The following is a 16,067-nucleotide window of genomic DNA, read 5'->3' on the forward strand; positions in this document are numbered from 1 at the left end:
GCCATGCACGTCGTCTTCCGCGAAAGCCACGGGCTTGAAGAAACCGAGACCCCGACCGATCTGGGTCAGAGCCCGGCGGATCTGGTGATGTTGTCCTTTTCGGACAGCGATCTCGGTGCTTTCGCGGCAGGCTGGCATCGCGGCGGTGGGCCGGAAGGGCGAATGCCGACGATGCGGTTGGCCAATCTGACGGCGCTGAAACACCCTCTGTCCGTTGACACATATGTGGAACAGACGCTTGACGGCGCAAAAGGTATCCTGATCCGCCTGATTGGTGGGGTGCCTTACTGGTCATACGGGCTGCAACAGGTTCTTGCGTTGGCGCAGGCCAAAGGCATCGCGCTGGCGGTTCTGCCTGCCGACGGGCGTGAGGATACCCGGCTGGACGACTATTCCACCCTGCCCGTCTCGACCCTGCGGCGACTGGCGCATCTGTGCGACACCGGCGGCGAGGTCGCGGCGCAGGCCGCTTTGGCGCAGATGGCCTTGGCGGCGGGACTTTACGCCGGGCCGGTGATGGGGGCCAAAACCCTTCCGGAATGCGGTGTTTGGTGCCCTGACCGCGGCGTAACCCCGGTCGAAACCGCATTTACGAACGATGCGAAACGCATCATCGTCACTTTCTATCGCGCCTACCTGACCTCCGCCGACACCGCCCCGGTCGCCGCCCTGATCCACAGCCTGCGTGCGCGTGGGTTCGAGGCAATGGGCATGTTCGCCCCTTCCCTCAAGGCACCTGCCGCCGCCGATTGGTTGCGCCGAAACACCGTTGCACTGGAACCTTCTGCGATCATCAATGCCACATCCTTCTCCGGCAAAGGCGCGTCGGGAACCTCTCCGCTTGACGCGGCGGGTGTGCCGGTTTTCCAGGTCGCTCTGGCAACTTCACGCCGCAAAGCGTGGGCCGAGGCCGAACGCGGTCTTTCCCCCGCCGACCTTGCCATGCACGTCGTGCTGCCCGAAGTGGATGGGCGGATCTCGGCGGGCATCGCCTCATTCAAGGAACCGGGCAAACGCGATCCGCACCTGGAATATTCCCGCTTTGCCCACCGCGCTGAACCTGAACGGATCGAAGCGATCATTGATCGTGTAACCGGCTGGCTGAATCTGAACGACCGACCCAAAGCGGAACAGGTGCCGGTTCTGGTTCTGTCCACCTACCCCGGCAAGGACTGGCAGATGGCCCATGCCGTGGGCCTTGACGCGCTGGCCTCGGCCGAAGCGATGCTGTCAGATTTGCAATGCGCCGGGTACGACACAGCCCCTGCCGAACCGATCGCCGACACATTGCTGGGCGCCCGGATTTCCTGGTCGCTCGAAGATTACCAGGCCGCGCTTGCACACTTGCCGGATCAACTGAATACGGACCTGAAAACAGTCTGGGGCAAGCCCGAGGATGATCCGATCTTTGTTGATGGCGCGTTCCATTTCACCGCGCTGCACCGGGGCAAGGCGCTGGTCGCGCTGCAACCCGAACGTGGCACGCCTGAACTGCGCGATGACGACTATCACGACCTTTCGCGCACACCGCGTCACAGCTATGTCGCGTTTTACCTTTGGCTGCGCAAAAGCCTGCACGCCGACGCACTGATCCACATTGGCGCCCATGGCACTCTGGAATGGCTGCCGGGAAAATCCGTTGCCCTGTCCGCCGAGTGCTGGCCCGAGGCGCTGATCCGTGATTTGCCGGTGATCTACCCCTTCATTGTCAACGACCCAGGCGAAGCCGCACAGGCCAAGCGCCGGATCGGGGCCGTAACATTGGGCCATATCCCGCCCCCGATGAAGGAGAGCGGCACGCCGGACAGAATGGTGCGGCTTGAATCGCTGCTGGACGAATTCTCGAACGCAGACGGGCTTGACCCCAAACGACGCGACCGCTTGCAGGAAGATATCCGGGAAGAAGCTCAGGCCATCGGGCTGGAAAGCGACCTTGGCCTTAACCAGGCCACCTGTATCGCCGAGGCAATCACCCGCATCGACCGCTTTGTCTGCGACATCAAGGAAAGCCAGTTTGGCGACGGGCTGCATATTTTTGGCCGCGTGCCTGAAGTGACGGGCAATTTCGACCCCGCGCCATCTGCACACGCCGAACGCACTGCCTTGCTGGACGCGCTGGCCGGAAAGCGGATCGAGGCTGGCCCGTCCGGCTCGCCCTATCGCGGACGATCGGATGTGCTGCCCACTGGGCGGAACCTCTACACCACTGATCCCCGGTCGGTCCCGACCCGCGCGGCTTACACACAAGGCGTGAAACTGGCCGAGGAACTGGTTCGGCGGCACCTGCAGGAGGAAGGCGATTATCCGAAAGGCCTGATCGTCGATCTATGGGGGTCTGCCACCATGCGCACGGCAGGCGAGGAATTCGCGATGGCGCTGCACCTTCTGGGCGTGAAACCGGTCTGGGACAAGGGATCAGAGCGGGTATCAGGCATCGAAGTGCTTCCAATCACCGACCTCAGCCGTCCACGTCTGGACGTGACCCTGCGTGTTTCGGGCCTGTTCCGGGATGTATTCCCAACGCTTTCCGCCCTATTTGGCCAGGCCGTTCGGGCGCTGTTGCAGCGGGACGAAGCGCCGGACTGGAACCCCTTCGCGGGGCAGACCGCGAACCCGCGGGTCTATGGCCCGGCTCCGGGCAGCTATGGTCTGAACATCACACACTTGTCGGAAACCTACACCGACGAGGCCCGCACACAGGCGGGTGAGGCATGGCTAGAGGCCAGTTCTTTCGCACTGGAAGGCGAACACGTCGCAAAGGATATCGACGGCATTACCCGACAAGTCGCCAATGCGGACAGCTTCGTGCACCTTCAGGACCTGACCGAAACCGACCTGCTGCTGGCCAACGACTATGCCACGCACGAGGCCGGTTTCGCGGCGGCCAAGAAGATTACCGGCGGCGAGGTGCAACTTTACCATCTCGACAACACCAATCCGGATAAACCCCGCGCCCGCACCCTGCCGGAAGAGATCAGCCGCGTCGTCCATGCCCGGGCCGCCAATCCCGGCTGGATCGCGGGGATGCAGCGCCACGGTTTCCGCGGGGCGGCAGAGATCGCGGCGACGCTGGATCACATGGCTTCTTTTGCCCACCTGTCCGGTACGGTCGCGCCACATCTTTTTGACCTTTACCATGACGCGACACTGGGCGATGCCGACGTGGACGCGTTCCTGCAACAGGCCAACCCGCAAGCGCATCAGGCCATGCAGGACCGGTTCCGCGCGCTGCTGGAGGCCGGGCTTTGGAACACGCGCCGGAACTCGATCCGGGCCGATCTGGAGGGTCTGAGATGAGCGCACCGATCGTGCAAGGCTGGTGCCCCGGGGCGCATCGACCGATGATGTCCGGCGACGGGCTGGTCGTTCGTGTGCGCCCTCGGCTGGCGCGGCTGGATGCCAAACAGGCATTGGGCCTGTGCGAACTGGCAACGCAGTTCGGCAATGGCACCATCGACCTGACCAACCGGGCCAACCTGCAATTGCGCAGCGTGAGCGAGGCTGATCACCAGCCTCTGCTTCAAAAACTCTCTGCACTGGACTTGCTGGATGCAGAACCCGGCATTGAAGTGCGGCGCAACATACTCGTCTCGCCGCTGTATCAAACCGGAGATCTGACCAGCCGTCTGACTACGGAGTTGATTGACCGGCTGGGTCAATTGCCCGACTTGCCCGCCAAGTTCGGCTTTGCCATCGACACCGGCCCGAACCGTCTGCTTGCAGCGGATTCAGCGGATATCCGGCTGGAGACCGGTCCTGACGGCCTGATCCTGCGCGCGGACGGGTCTGACACCGGGCGACGTGTCACCGAAGCCGAAGCGATCGACCAATTGATCGCGTTGACAGGATGGTTCTCAGGGAACTTCACCCCGGAAAATCGCCGCATGGCGCGGGTCGTGGCAGCACTAGGCCTGCCGCAGGAGTGGCAGGGCAGCAACCCTGCCCCGACTGGCGATCCGCTTCAGCCTGGCACTCACGATCTGGGTACATTCTATGGCGCGGCGTTCGGGCAACTGCCCGCCCAGCCTCTTGCCGAACTGATCGCGGTGACTGGCGCGACTGCTCTGCGTGTCACACCCTGGCGGCTGATCCTGCTGGAAGGCGGGGCGTCGAAACCTGCTGCAGAATTTGTCACCGATGACGCCGACCCACTGATGACCACAGATGCCTGCCCCGGTGCGCCGTTCTGCCCTCAGGCGCAGGCAGAAACCCGCGACATTGCCCGTGCCCTGGCCCCCCGCGTGGCCGGCACACTGCACGTGTCCGGCTGCGCCAAGGGATGTGCCCGCATGGGCCCGGCCGACGTCACTTTGGTTGGCCGGAACGGCCGATTTGATCTTGTAAATCAGGGCCGCGCGGGGGATGAGCCCAGCCAGCGCGGGCTGAACCCCGAAACACTCATGACTATGGACCTGACCTGATGCCCTATGAATACGAAACCGATGGTGCGGCGATCTACAAGGAAAGCTTTGCCACCATCCGCTCTGAGGCAGATCTGGCCCGGTTCGACGCCGACGAGGAACAGGTCGCCGTTCGCATGATCCATGCCGCCGGAATGGTGGGCCTGGAAGAGTTCGTGCATTTCTCGCCGGGATTCGTGACCGCGGCCCGCACGGCGCTGGAAAGCGGCGCCCCAATCCTGTGTGACGCGCGCATGGTCAGCGAAGGCGTGACCCGTTTTCGCCTGCCCGCCGACAACCAGGTGATCTGCACCCTGCATGACGAACGCGTGCGCCCGCTGGCCGCCAAGATGAGCAACACCCGGTCCGCCGCCGCGCTGGAGTTGTGGCGCCCGCATCTGGAAGGCGCTCTGGTCGCTATCGGCAACGCGCCTACCGCCCTGTTCCATCTGCTCAACATGCTGGAAGACCCCGGCTGCCCCCGTCCCGCCGCCATCATCGGCTGCCCCGTGGGGTTCGTCGGCGCGATGGAATCCAAGGACGCCCTGTGGGAAGCACAGCCCGTGCCGTCCTGCATTGTCAAAGGCAGGCTGGGCGGCAGCGCCATTACCGTGGCCGCGATCAACGCCATCGCAAGCCGGGCGGAATGAAGATGGGCACCATATACGGTGTGGGCCTTGGCCCCGGCGATCCCGACCTGATGAGCGTTCGGGCGGATCGCCTGCTGCGCAACGCAAAACACGTCGCCTTTTTTCGCAAGCCGGGCCGCAGCGGTCAGGCCCGCAAGATCGTAAACGGGATGATCCCGGAAGGGGCAGTTGAATTCCCGATGGAATACCCCGTCACCACGGAAATTCCCGTCACGGACCCGCGCTACAACGAATTGCTGTCTGAGTTCTACGAAGACTGCACCGCGCATCTAAAGGCGCTGTCTGAAAACGGCGAAGACGTGGTGGTTCTGTGCGAAGGTGACCCGTTCTTTTACGGCTCGTTCATGCATCTATACAGCCGGTTGCGCGACAACGCTCCGGTCGAGGTGGTGCCTGCCATAACCGGCATGTCGGGCGCGTGGACCGCAACCGGCGATCCGATCACCTGGGGCGATGACGTGCTGACAGTACTGGTCGGCACCCTGCCCGAGGACGATCTGGCCCGGCGCATGGCCCAGACGGATGCGCTGGTGGTGATGAAAATCGGCCGCAATATCGACAAGGTCAAACGCGCACTGCAGACAGCCGGGCTTTATGACCGTGCCTGGATCGTTGAATACGCGCAAATGCCGAACCAGACAGTGACGAAGCTGTCCGAAGCGTGCGGCAAGATCACGCCCTATTTCTCGATCATCGTTGTCCATGGCCAGGGTCGTCGTCCATGAGCGGCTGGGTCAAAATCGCGGGGCTGGGCCCCGGCAATGAGGATCTGGTCACGCCCGAGGTTTCGGCGGCATTGGCCCAAGCGACCGACGTTGTCGGGTACATTCCCTACGTCGCCCGGGTGGCAGAGCGCACCGGCCTGACGCTGCACGCAAGCGACAACCGGGTCGAGATCGACAGGTCGCAGCACGCGTTGCAGATGGCGTCAGAGGGCAAGCGCGTGGTAGTTGTGTCTTCGGGCGATCCGGGTGTCTTTGCCATGGCCGCCGCCGTGTTCGAGGCATTGGAAAACGGCCCCTCGGAATGGCGTGAAATTCCGATTGACGTGCTGCCCGGAATTACGGCGATGCTGGCCGCTTCGGCCCGCGCCGGTGCGCCGCTGGGTCATGATTTCTGTGCCATCAACCTCAGCGACAATCTCAAGCCGTGGCCTTTGATCGAAAAACGTCTGCGACTGGCCGCGCAAGGGGACTTCGCGATGGCGTTTTACAACCCTCGCTCCAAGTCCCGTCCAGAAGGCTTTGTAAAGACACTGGAAATCCTGCGCGAGGAATGTGAGCCCGAGCGGCTGATCCTGTTCGCCCGAGCGGTTACGCGGCCCGACGAGGCCATTCGCATCTCGACCCTTGCCGAGGCGACACCTGACATGGCCGACATGCAGACCGTGGTGATTGTCGGATCTTCGCTGACCCGTGTGATTGACAGGGACCGCGGTCCAATAGTCTACACGCCCAGGTTTACTCGGGCCAGCGATCAGGCCAGGGATCAGGAATGACCCAGCCAGTCCAGAACGTCTGCAACATTCGACAATTCGGTTCGCTGCGGCAGGACCGGACGGTCGATCATCAGCACCGGCAGGCCCAGCGCCCGCGCGGCGTCCAGTTTGGCCCGTGCGCCGGTTCCGCCCGCGTTCTTGGACACCACCAGTTCTGTGCCGTGCTGCGCCATCAGCGCCCGGTCATCTTCAACAGTAAACGGTCCGCGGGAAACGACGACGTCGCAATCCGGCAGCGGCAGGGTGTCAGGCTTATCCACCAGCCGCAACAGGTAATGATGCTGGGGCTGGGCGGCAAAATCCCCGAGATGCATCCGGCCTACCGCAAGAAAAACGCGCTGAGACGCCCCGGACAGGGCATCCACCGCAGCGGCGATGTCCGCCACGTGTGTCCAGCAATCTCCGTTCTGCGGGGTCCAGGCTGGCCTGGTCAGCGCGGCCAGCGGAATACCTGTTTCATCACATCCCTGAACCGCATTCCGGCTCATCTGCGCGGCAAAGGGATGGGTGGCATCAACCACATGGCTGACACCGTGATCACGAATGTAACGCGCCAGCCCTTCCGCCCCGCCAAACCCGCCCACCCGGACCGGCAATGGCTGCGGTCGCGGATTGTCCACCCGGCCTGCGTAGGAGTAGGTTGCAGCTATGCCCCGGTCGGCAACCGCCTTGGCCAACGCGTTGGCCTCGGTCGTGCCGCCAAGGATCAGGAGGTGGGACATGCATGAAGCTCCGTGGCTGACCGTTCTTGGACTGGGCGAAGATGGACTGGATGGCCTGTCGCCGGCAAGCCGTCAAGTGCTGGACCGCGCCGAAGTCGTCATGGGGCCACCGCGCCATCTGGCGCTGGTTCCCGAAAACGGGGCCGAGCGGATCGCGTGGCCCGTGCCATTTGCCGATGGTTTGCCCATTCTGACCGGGCTGCGCGGTCGCGCCACCGTGGTACTGGCCTCGGGTGATCCGTTCTGGTTCGGTGCCGGGTCGGTGATCGCGCGCAATTTCGATCCTGGTGAGTGGTTGGCCCTGCCGGGTCAGTCGACCTTTTCTCTGGCCGCCGCGCGGCTGGGCTGGCCCTTGGAAAGCACTTTGACCTTCGGGTTGCATGCCGCCCCTCTGACCCGGCTGCGCCCACATCTGTCCCCGGGATTGCGGGCAATCCTGCTGCTGCGCAATGGCGCGGCGGTGGCCGAATTGGCCAATTACCTGACCGAGACCGGCTTTGCCGACACGCAACTGCACGTGATGGAGGCGCTTGGCGGCCCGCGTGAACGGGCCCGCAGTGTCTCGCTGACCGAGGCGCTTCTGGGAACCTTCGAGCACCCGGTTTGCGTCGGACTTGACGTCGCGGGTGCGGGCCGCGCCCTGCCCAAAGCCTCGGGCAAGCCGGATGAGATATTCGAAACCGACGGGCAGATCACCAAGCGCCCCATCCGCGCGCTGACCCTGTCTGCGCTGGCCCCACAACGCGGCGAACATCTGTGGGATATCGGAGGCGGCACAGGCTCGATCAGTATCGAGTGGCTGATGTGCGACCCGAGCCTGACGGCGACCACGATCGAGCCTCGCGCCGACCGGGCCGAGCGTATCCGCCGGAATGCCGATACACTGGGGCAGGATCGGCTGAACGTGGTTCACGGTACGGCCCCCGGTGCGCTGGATGGTTTGACCCCGCCTGATGTTGTTTTCATTGGCGGCGGGCTGAGCGTTGACCTGCTGGAATGGCTGCGGAGCAATTTGCCCCAAGGTACGCGATTGGTGGCCAATGCGGTCACACTGGAAAGCGAGACATTGCTGGCCCAATGGCACGAGGAACTCGGCGGCGACCTGTTGCGCATTGACCTGTCTCATGCGGCACCGCTTGGCCCGCGTCGCGGCTGGAAGGCCGCATATCCGGTCGTGCAATGGAGCGTGACACTATGATCGTCGCGGGCCTGGGCTTTTCGTCCTCCGCCACGGCGGACAGTTTGCAGGCGGCGTTCAAGGCTGCCGCATCCGGGCATCGTGTGGATGCGCTGGCCACTGTTGCCGACAAGCAAGGCCACCCTGCCCTGACTGATTTTGCCCAAAAGCTGGCCTTGCCCGTGCATTTCATCGCGCCCGCCGATCTGGCCGGGCAGCGGACCCTCACCTGCTCGAACCGCAGCCGGGCCACGTATGGCACCGGCAGCGTGGCCGAAGCATCCGCCCTTGCCGCCGCCGGTTCCGGCGCGCGGCTTCTCTCACCCAGACTGATTTCGGACGACCGGCTTGCGACCTGCGCCGTCGCCATCGGAGGACAAACATGACCGTTCATTTCATTGGCGCCGGACCGGGCGCCGCCGACCTGCTGACGCTGCGCGGGCGCGATATCATCGCGTCCTGCCCGGTATGCCTGTACGCCGGATCACTGGTGCCCGAAGAAATTCTGGGTCATTGCCCCGAAGGCGCGAAGATCGTGAACACCGCACCGATGGATCTGGATCAGATCATGGCGGAGATCGAGACCGCGCATCAGGCTGGTCACGACGTGGCGCGGCTGCATTCCGGCGACCTGTCGGTCTGGTCGGCAATGGGCGAACAAATCCGGCGCCTGAAACAGATGGGCATCCCGGTCAGCGTCACCCCCGGCGTTCCGTCCTTTGCCGCAGCCGCCGCGGCGCTTGGCACGGAACTGACACTGCCCGGACTGGCGCAATCTGTAGTTTTGACCCGCACGCCGGGCCGTGCATCGTCCATGCCCGAAGGCGAGACGCTGGAAAACTTTGCCCGCACCGGCGCAACACTTGCCATCCACCTGTCGATTGGCAATCTGGACAAGGTGATCGCCGACCTTACACCGGCCTATGGCGCGAATTGTCCGGTCGCCGTCGTTTATCGCGCGAGCTGGCCGGATGAGAGGATCATCCGCGCGACGTTGAACACATTGAAAGAGTCGCTGGACGAGAGCATTTCGCGTACCGCGCTGATCCTTGTCGGTCCTGCATTGGCGGGTGAAGGGTTTGACGAAAGTTGCCTGTATTCAAAGACCTATGATCGTCGCTACCGCCCGCAAAGTGCGGAAAGCCCCTGGTCGAGCTGGAGCCACGGCGATGACTAACCCCCCGGGATTGCTGATTTCCGCCCCTTCTTCGGGAACCGGCAAGACAACAGTCATGCTGGGCCTTTTGCGTGCGCTGGCCGAAGATGGTTTGTCAGTTCAGCCGTTCAAAAGCGGGCCGGATTATATCGACCCGGCGTTTCATCGGGCGGCAGCCGGGCGGGCCTCGTTCAATCTGGACAGTTGGGCGATGGGCGACCCCTTGCTGAACGCGATCTCAGCCCAGGCCGAAGGCGCGGATATCGTTGTGGCCGAAGGCTCGATGGGCCTGTTCGATGGCGTCGCAAAACCCGGAGAACTCGGGCACGGGTCCAGCGCTGAGACAGCGCAGCGCATGGGCTGGCCCGTTGTACTGGTGCTGGATGTAGGCGGTCAGGCGCAATCTGCGGCGGCGACGGCACTTGGGTTCCGAATGTACAATCCGGACCTGCCCTTTGCCGGAGTAATCCTGAACCGCTGTGCCAGCCCACGGCATGAACGCCTGACCCGTCTGGGGATGGAACGCGCGGGTCTGCCGGTGCTGGGCGTCCTGCCGCGGCGCGGCGATCTGACCCTGCCTGAACGCCATCTTGGCCTGATTCAGGCGGTCGAACACCCGGATCTGGAAAATGCCATTGCCGGGTATGCAGCATTCCTGCGCGAACATGTGGACCTTGAGGCGATCAAGGCTGCAGCTTCCTCAGGCCCGAAAGGGCCATCGTCAGCCGCGCTGCCGCGCCCTCCGGCGCAACGGATCGCATTGGCACAGGATGCGGCGTTTTCGTTCACCTACCCGCATCTGCTGGAAGGGTGGCGCGCAGCAGGGGCTGAAGTTCTGCCGTTTTCGCCATTGGCGAACGAAGCTCCGGCCGCGGATGCTGATCTTGTGTGGCTGCCCGGCGGGTATCCGGAATTGCACGCCGGAACGCTGGCGGCGGCCGATACGTTCCTGTCCGGGCTGCGCAAACATGCCGATACAAAGCCCGTTCACGGGGAATGTGGGGGCTACATGGCCTTGGGCGAGGGGTTGATCGACAAGGACGGCACCCGGCACCGGATGGCCGGATTGCTGGGTCTGGTGACATCTTACGAAAAACGCAAATTCAATCTGGGCTATCGTCGGGCGGAATTGCTGTCGCCGATGCCGGGACTTGCCGCCGGTACGGCATTGCGTGGGCATGAGTTTCATTATTCGTCGATTGTCGAACAGCCAGACCCCCCTTTGGCGCGCGTGTTTGACGCAGAAGGCACCGAAGGACCGCAGACCGGATCGGTACGCGGACACGTGACAGGCACCTTCTTTCATCTGATAGCCGAGGCCTCGGCATGAGCGGTTTTGTTTCCTTCATCGGCTCTGGCCCCGGCGATCCCGAGTTGCTGACGCTCAAGGCGGTGAAGCGGTTGCAAAAGGCGGACGCGGTGCTGTTTGACGATCTCAGCAGTGGCCCAATCCTGTCCCATGCGCGCGATGATGCCGATCTGGTCGGAGTAGGCAAACGGGCCGGTCGCCCGTCGCCGAAACAGGATCATGTCAGCCGATTGCTGGTGGACTATGCCCGTACTGGCCAGCATGTCGTGCGCCTGAAATCCGGTGATGGCGGCTTGTTCGGTCGTCTGGAAGAAGAGCTTGTCGCGTTGCGGGACGCTGGTATCGACTATGAAATCATTCCCGGCATTCCGTCAGCCGTTGCGGCCGCGGCGGCAGCGGGCATCCCGTTGACCCGTCGTCTGACCGCCCGCCGCGTGCAATTTGTGACCGGACACGATGTCAGCGGCCAGTTACCGGAAGATCTGAATCTGCCCGCACTCGCGGACCCTTCCGCGACAACAGTGGTTTTCATGGGCAAACGCACCTTCCCCTTGCTAGTCGAGGCACTTCGCTCCCATGGCTTGCCGCTGGATACTCCGGCATTGATGGCCGAGTCCGTCTCGACCCCCGACCAGAAGCTTCGCCGTGCCACCATCGGCGCTTTGGCGGAACAGTTGCAATCCGAAATCGGCACAGCCCCGGCCCTGATCCTGTATGGCCCGCTGGCGGAGTTTGACAATGTATGAGCTGTCCCTGATCGGCATTGGCACGGGCAACCCGGATCACGTGACTTTTCAGGGGGCAAAGGCAATCCGTGAGGCCGATCTGATCCTGATCCCGCGCAAGGGCGAGAACAAGGCCGATCTGGCAGGACTGCGTGAAGAGATCATCGCGCAGGTGACAGATACCCCGCCCCGGATCGCTTATTTCGACATTCCCGAACGCCGGGCCGAGGACGGCTATCTGCGCGGTGTTGATGAGTGGCACGACGCCATCGCCCTGCGTTGGCAGGAGGCGATGGAGGCTGATCCAGAGACCCGGAATGTGGCGCTATTGATCTGGGGTGATCCGTCGCTTTACGACAGTTCTTTGCGAATTGCCGCGCGACTGACCCCCCAGCCACAGAAAAGGGTAATCCCCGGCATCACCGCGTTGCAAGCTCTGACCGCAGCGCACGGAATTCCGGTCAACGATATTGGCGCGCCTTATGTTGTCACGACTGGCCGAAGGCTTCGCGAACAGGGCTGGCCCGAAGCCGCGACCAAGGTGGCGGTCATGCTGGATGGTGAATGCTCGTTCCAGTCTCTGGAGATGAAGGATTATGACATCTGGTGGGGCGCGTTCGTCGGCATGAAGGAAGAGCTGCTGATCCATGGCCAACTTTCCGAGGTGGCGCAGGAGATTCTGGAGACCCGCGCCCGCGCACGAGCCGAGCATGGCTGGATCATGGATATCTATCTGCTGAAAAGGCGCGCGGTCTGACGCAAAGTGGCATAGCAGGTGAGTTTGTTGATCAGGCGGGACGCTTCGATGCGAAAAGCCTCATGGCTCAATCGAACGTCTGATGGACGGTGCACTCCTCCGACGGGCCACCCCACAAGAATGTGAATGCGCCAGTACTGAATTTCTGGCATCACAGGGTCAGTCACACCAAATGAGGCAATGTGATGAGATTGCTCCGGGTCCTGTTCTGTCTGCTGGCCTATCCCGTTTGGGCTGATGATCCCGACATCCCCGAAGGCTGGGCGGTTTACGTGACCGACAAGTCATATGAGGACCTGGTGGACGCCACCAAAACAGCGGTAAAGGCAAACGGGCTGATCGTGGTGACGCAAGCCGGGCCAACAAAGGCCGCCGCTGCGCGCGGGATCACCATTCCCGGCAACCAGGTGATCGGCGCATTCAACAACGATTATGCGGTGCGCGTGCTGGAAACATCGACCAACGCGATGATCGAGGCGCCGATCAGGTTTTACGTGACCGAAAACGAAGACGGAACTGCCACCCTGTCCTATAAAACGCCCGGATTTGTGTTTGCTCCCTATGCCTCAGAAGGTGGCGCAAAGCTGAGCGAAATTGCCCGGGAACTGGACGAAAAGTTTCAGGCCGTGGCCGAAGCGGCAGTCAAATAGTCACACTGCCGTGATCTGCCTTGCGTCCGACGGCGTCCTCCGCAATCTGCTGTGCAACTTGTGTATCGGAGCATGACGGATGCAGGACCTTTCACCCCGCGCGGCGGATATTCTGGCCCAACGCCTGTACGAGGCCGGTTGTCGCCATGCTTTCGGTATGCCCGGAGGAGAAGTTCTGACACTGGTCGACGCGCTGGAGAAGGCTGGTATAACCTTTCATCTGGCCAAACACGAAAACTCGGCCGGTTTTATGGCCGAGGCGGTACATCATCGCGATGGTGCGCCTGCGATTCTGGTGGCGACATTGGGCCCCGGTGCGATGAACGGGATCAACGTGGTGGCGAACGCACTGCAGGACCGGGTTCCCATGATCGTGCTGACCGGCTGCGTCGACGCGGACGAAGCGCTGACCTATACGCATCAGGTTATGGACCACTCCCGGGTCTACCGCTCGATCACGAAGGGCACGTTTGTAATGACCGCCGAGGGCGCGGATATCGTCGCAGACAAGGCCGTGTCGCTCGCCAATCAGCCACGTCCTGGCCCCGTGCATATCGACGTGCCGATCTCGGTTGCCGATACGCGTGTCAGCAACACGAAACGGCGCCGGCTGACCAAGCCCGCCGCCGTTGCCCCCGAAGGGAACTGCCTTGAAAAGGCCCGGCGCTGGGTCGCCGACGCCGAGCGTCCGCTGGCCATCATCGGGCTTGATGTCCTCTATGACGACTCGCGCTGTGTAGTGCGGGCCTTTCTTGAGCACTTCCGAATTCCTTTTGTAACCACCTACAAGGCCAAGGGTGTGGTGCCCGAGGATCATCCCCTGTGTCTGGGCGCTGCAGGGCTGTCCCCGCTGGCGGACAAGCATCTGGTGCCATTGGTGGAGCAGGCCGATCTGGTCCTGTGCCTGGGTTATGACCCAATCGAAATGCGCCCCGGCTGGCGCGAGATCTGGGACCCCGAGGAAAAGCGCGTGATCGACATCTCGGCGGTCGTCAACGATCACTACATGCATCAGGCCGGGCTCAATCTGGTTGCCGACACAGCGGCCACGCTGGAGGCCATCGCCAAGGGCAATCCCGCGCGCGCGACGTGGCCTGGTGGTGAGCCCGAACAAGTGAAAGCGGCACTGGCGCAAGCGTTCCCGATGGATGACGACTGGGGACCCGCCGCAGTGATCGCGGAATCCCGCGCAGCGCTTCCACCTGAAACCCTGGCGACGGCCGACAGCGGCGCGCATCGCATCCTGCTCAGCCAGATGTGGGAATGTTCTGAGCCGCGCGGGCTGATACAATCCTCGGCCCTGTGCACCATGGGCTGCGCCGTGCCGATGGCCATAGGCCTGAAACTGGCAGAACCGGACCATCCCGTGATCAGCTTTTCCGGCGACGCCGGTTTCCTGATGGTCGCCGGTGAGCTTTCGACGGCTGCTGAAATGGGTGGCAATCCGATCTTTCTGGTCTTTGTCGATGCCAGCCTTGCGCTGATTGAGCTAAAGCAGCGCCAGCGTCAGATGGGCAACCGGGGCGTTGACTTCGACCGCCACGATTTTGCCGCCATGGGGCGCGCCTTTGGCGGCAATGGCCACACTGTTCGCAATCGCGCCGAATTGCGCGCGGCACTGGATGCCGCCGTAAAAGCCGACACATTCACGGTCATCGCCGCTGAGATTGAGCGCGGAGGTTACGATGGCCGCATCTGAAGGGCCGCTGAAAGGCGTCAAGGTTCTGGATCTCAGCCGTATTCTGGCCGGGCCGACCTGCACGCAATTGCTGGGCGACTTGGGCGCCAGTGTCATCAAGATCGAAAACCCGGCAACGGGTGGCGACGACACACGGCAGTGGGGCCCGCCATATGTCGAGGATGCGGACGGAAACCGCTCGGACCTGAGTGCTTATTTCATGGCAGCCAACCGCAACAAGAAATCAGTGGCGATCGATATCACGACCGCCAAGGGTCAGGCCGAAATCAAGCGACTGGCTTCGTACGCGGATATTTTGATCGAGAACTTCAAACCCGGCGGGCTGGCCAAATACGGGCTGGACTATGTATCTCTGTCACAGGAGCTTCCGGGGCTCGTGTACTGCTCGATCTCGGGCTATGGGCAAACCGGACCTAATGCGAGCAAACCCGGCTATGATCTGATGGCGCAGGGCTATGGCGGGATCATGTCGCTGACCGGCGACCCCGAAGGCGCGCCGATGAAAGTGGGTGTCGGCATTGCCGACGTGATGTGCGGCATGTACGCCACCGTCGGCATACTGGCGGCTTTACGGCACCGCGACCAGACCGGCGAAGGACAGCAGATCGATCTGGCGCTGGTCGACGCGCAGATCGCATGGCTGATCAACGAAGGTGTGAATTACCTGACATCCGGCAACGTTCCGCAACGGCGAGGCAACGGGCATCCCAATATCGTGCCCTACGACGTCTATGAAACGTCAGACGGCCACGTCATTCTGGCAGTCGGCAATGACACACAGTTTCAAAGATTCTGCCGTTTCATCAACCGCGAAGACCTTGCCGACGATCCCCGTTTTGCAACAAACCCGGCCCGCCTTGAAAACCGCGATGCCCTGAACGCAGTGCTGCGGCCTGCCCTGAAAGGCATGGACACCGCAACGGTGATCGCGGGTCTGGAAGACCAGAAAGTTCCCGTTGGTCCGGTACAAACATTGGATCAGGTTTTTGCCACCGATCAGGCGGCGGCCCGCAACATGCAGATCGCCATGCAAGCGCAGCCCGCGCCGGTGCAACTGATCGGAAATCCGCTCAATTTATCGCGCACGCCGGTCACCTATCGTGCGGCTCCGCCAACATTTGGCGCCGATACCCAGGCCGTTCTGAGCGCCGAAAATCCCTTCGACGATTGAAACACAGTGCCCGTTTCGGCGGCATGTTGCTGAAACATGCCCTTGAATCGGCGGTTTTTTTCGCGTTTTACACACACAGCCTTTCACCAATTCGAGAGCAGGGTCGATACTGTTACGTCCCGTCGGCACACTCTGATAAATCGAACAGTGTCA

The 16,067-nt window shown here is 62.6% G+C and carries 15 protein-coding genes; 14 read left to right on the forward strand and 1 reads right to left on the reverse strand.

Annotated elements, in window-relative coordinates:
• The first annotated feature begins 3 nt into the window (after window positions 1-3).
• The 5 genes from cobN to cobJ are packed head-to-tail and all read left to right on the forward strand — an operon-like array spanning window position 4 to window position 6,548.
• Complete coding sequence (gene cobN / locus ACR0JW_RS19995) at window positions 4-3,297, forward strand: cobaltochelatase subunit CobN (protein ID WP_170682398.1); 3,294 nt, start codon at window positions 4-6, stop codon at window positions 3,295-3,297.
• Complete coding sequence (locus tag ACR0JW_RS20000) at window positions 3,294-4,421, forward strand: cobalamin biosynthesis protein CobG (protein ID WP_170682397.1); 1,128 nt, start codon at window positions 3,294-3,296, stop codon at window positions 4,419-4,421. Before cobN ends, ACR0JW_RS20000 begins: the two co-directional genes overlap by 4 nt.
• Entirely contained in the window at window positions 4,421-5,050 is a 630-nt protein-coding gene (locus ACR0JW_RS20005) for a precorrin-8X methylmutase (RefSeq protein WP_170682396.1), read from the forward strand. The genes ACR0JW_RS20000 and ACR0JW_RS20005 overlap by 1 nt, the downstream gene beginning before the upstream one ends.
• The gene (locus ACR0JW_RS20010) at window positions 5,047-5,775 is read left to right on the forward strand and encodes a precorrin-2 C(20)-methyltransferase (RefSeq protein ID WP_170682395.1); all 729 of its coding nucleotides are present in this window, start codon (window positions 5,047-5,049) and stop codon (window positions 5,773-5,775) included. Before ACR0JW_RS20005 ends, ACR0JW_RS20010 begins: the two co-directional genes overlap by 4 nt.
• Complete coding sequence (gene cobJ / locus ACR0JW_RS20015; protein ID WP_170682394.1) at window positions 5,772-6,548, forward strand: precorrin-3B C(17)-methyltransferase; 777 nt, start codon at window positions 5,772-5,774, stop codon at window positions 6,546-6,548. The genes ACR0JW_RS20010 and cobJ overlap by 4 nt, the downstream gene beginning before the upstream one ends.
• On the opposite strand, the gene ACR0JW_RS20020 is transcribed toward cobJ, so the two are convergent.
• On the reverse strand, window positions 6,539-7,270 hold the full coding sequence (locus ACR0JW_RS20020; RefSeq protein WP_170682393.1) for a cobalt-precorrin-6A reductase: 732 nt from the start codon (window positions 7,268-7,270) through the stop codon (window positions 6,539-6,541). The genes cobJ and ACR0JW_RS20020 overlap by 10 nt on opposite strands.
• On the opposite strand from ACR0JW_RS20020, the gene cbiE reads away from it, so the two are divergent.
• From cbiE to ACR0JW_RS20065, 9 genes are all read left to right on the forward strand, one after another.
• Window positions 7,269-8,468, forward strand: coding sequence for a precorrin-6y C5,15-methyltransferase (decarboxylating) subunit CbiE (gene cbiE, locus ACR0JW_RS20025; RefSeq protein ID WP_170682392.1), 1,200 nt, complete (start codon window positions 7,269-7,271; stop codon window positions 8,466-8,468). The genes ACR0JW_RS20020 and cbiE overlap by 2 nt on opposite strands.
• A complete protein-coding gene (locus tag ACR0JW_RS20030; RefSeq protein WP_170682413.1) occupies window positions 8,465-8,833 on the forward strand; it encodes a cobalamin biosynthesis protein in 369 nt (122 codons plus the stop codon). Before cbiE ends, ACR0JW_RS20030 begins: the two co-directional genes overlap by 4 nt.
• Window positions 8,830-9,624, forward strand: a complete 795-nt coding sequence (gene cobM / locus ACR0JW_RS20035; RefSeq protein ID WP_170682391.1) for a precorrin-4 C(11)-methyltransferase — start codon at window positions 8,830-8,832, stop codon at window positions 9,622-9,624. The genes ACR0JW_RS20030 and cobM overlap by 4 nt, the downstream gene beginning before the upstream one ends.
• On the forward strand, window positions 9,617-10,933 hold the full coding sequence (locus ACR0JW_RS20040; RefSeq protein ID WP_170682390.1) for a cobyrinic acid a,c-diamide synthase CobB: 1,317 nt from the start codon (window positions 9,617-9,619) through the stop codon (window positions 10,931-10,933). The genes cobM and ACR0JW_RS20040 overlap by 8 nt, the downstream gene beginning before the upstream one ends.
• Window positions 10,930-11,658, forward strand: a complete 729-nt coding sequence (gene cobA, locus ACR0JW_RS20045; protein WP_170825351.1) for a uroporphyrinogen-III C-methyltransferase — start codon at window positions 10,930-10,932, stop codon at window positions 11,656-11,658. Before ACR0JW_RS20040 ends, cobA begins: the two co-directional genes overlap by 4 nt.
• Window positions 11,651-12,394, forward strand: coding sequence for a precorrin-6A synthase (deacetylating) (gene cobF, locus ACR0JW_RS20050; protein ID WP_170609598.1), 744 nt, complete (start codon window positions 11,651-11,653; stop codon window positions 12,392-12,394). The genes cobA and cobF overlap by 8 nt, the downstream gene beginning before the upstream one ends.
• A 185-nt stretch (window positions 12,395-12,579) precedes the next feature.
• Complete coding sequence (locus ACR0JW_RS20055; RefSeq protein WP_170609597.1) at window positions 12,580-13,044, forward strand: DUF302 domain-containing protein; 465 nt, start codon at window positions 12,580-12,582, stop codon at window positions 13,042-13,044.
• Window positions 13,045-13,123: 79 nt separating this feature from the next.
• A complete protein-coding gene (locus tag ACR0JW_RS20060; RefSeq protein ID WP_170682388.1) occupies window positions 13,124-14,743 on the forward strand; it encodes a thiamine pyrophosphate-binding protein in 1,620 nt (539 codons plus the stop codon).
• Window positions 14,730-15,914, forward strand: coding sequence for a CoA transferase (locus tag ACR0JW_RS20065; protein WP_170682387.1), 1,185 nt, complete (start codon window positions 14,730-14,732; stop codon window positions 15,912-15,914). Before ACR0JW_RS20060 ends, ACR0JW_RS20065 begins: the two co-directional genes overlap by 14 nt.
• Window positions 15,915-16,067: the final 153 nt, after the last annotated feature.

The organism is Ruegeria sp. BG6 (assembly GCF_056538465.1).